The organism is Eubacterium sp. BL-380-WT-2B (assembly GCF_009696115.1).
Taxonomy (GTDB): Bacteria; Bacillota; Clostridia; order Eubacteriales; family Eubacteriaceae; genus Eubacterium; species Eubacterium callanderi.
The window spans coordinates 1-1,395 of the sequence record NZ_VUMP01000026.1; the positions used below are offsets into that span (position 1 = coordinate 1).

Genomic DNA, 1,395 nt, shown 5'->3' on the forward strand with positions numbered 1-1,395 from the left:
GCCAAGGTAGAAGCCGAAAACAAAGAACGCGCCGGCGGCGAGCAGCCTGGAGACGATGGTTTCCTGGAAGCTTTGAACGGCAGCGCGGTGGAGGACTGGGCCGATGAAGATTAAAAAAGCAGCCTTCCGGTTTAAGCCCTTCTCCAAGAAGCAGCGCAAAATTTTAAACTGGTGGTGTCCGGACAGCCCGGTTAAGGACAAAGACGGCATCATCGCCGACGGTGCTATCCGGTCTGGTAAAACCCTAGCTATGTCCCTTTCCTTTGTGATCTGGGCCATGGCGAGCTTTCAGGGCCAGAACTTCGGCATGTGCGGCAAGACCATAGGTTCCTTCCGGAGAAATGTGCTGTTCTGGCTTAAAATTATGCTCCGGAGCCGGGGCTACAAAGTAAAAGATCACCGCAGCGACAACCTTTTGGAAGTCGCTCGAGGCGATACTATCAACTATTTCTACATTTTTGGCGGCAAAGATGAGCGTTCACAAGACCTTATTCAGGGAATCACCCTTGCGGGCGTCTTTTTCGATGAAGTGGCCCTGATGCCCGAGAGTTTTGTTAACCAAGCGACCGGGCGCTGCTCCGTGGACGGCTCAAAGTTCTGGTTTAACTGCAACCCGGACGGGCCTTATCACTGGTTTAAATTAAACTGGATTGATCGGTGTACCGGATATCTTGCCAGGAAGCAACAGGAAGAGCTTAGGGATAAAAACATTGAGCTGAAGGATATCTTGTACCTCCACTTCACCATGGAGGACAACCTCAGCCTTTCCGAAAAGATCAAGGCAAGGTACCGCGCCATGTACACCGGCGTGTTTTACAAGCGCTATATTCTGGGCCTGTGGTGTGCAGCTGACGGCCTGATCTACGACATGTTTGACAAGGCAAAGCATGTGGTCAGTCAGATCAAAGAAACATTGCTGCCAAAGCATTATGTTTCCTGTGACTACGGCACCCAGAACGCCACCGTCTTTTTACTCTGGCAGCGCGGCGAAAGCGGTGTCTGGTACTGCATCCGGGAGTACTATTATTCCGGAAGAGACGAGAGCAAACAGAAAACCGACATCCAATACGTCGAGGATCTAAAGCAGTTCCTTGGCGGTATCAAACCAACAGCCGTGGTGGTGGACCCATCAGCGGCTTCTTTTATTGCGCAGCTGAAACAAAGCGGCTTTCGCGTCAAGAAAGCCAAAAACGACGTGCTTGATGGCATCCGTTTTGTCGGAACCCAGTTAAACCTTGAGAAAATCCGCTTCCTGGACAGCTGCGAAAACACCATCAAAGAATTCAGCTCCTACACATGGGACGAAAAAGCCGTTGACCGCGGAGAGGACAAACCCGTCAAGGAATACGACCACGCCATGGATGCGGTGCGGTATTTCTGTTACACAATTATCCG

Annotated in this window: 1 protein-coding gene; it reads left to right on the top strand. The window is 51.2% G+C overall.

Features of this window, described 5'->3' with window-relative positions; all coding sequences use genetic code 11:
* Positions 1–103: 103 nt before the first annotated feature.
* On the top strand, positions 104–1,395 hold a 1,292-nt coding region (locus FYJ53_RS21045; protein WP_154557787.1), incomplete at its 3' end, for a PBSX family phage terminase large subunit.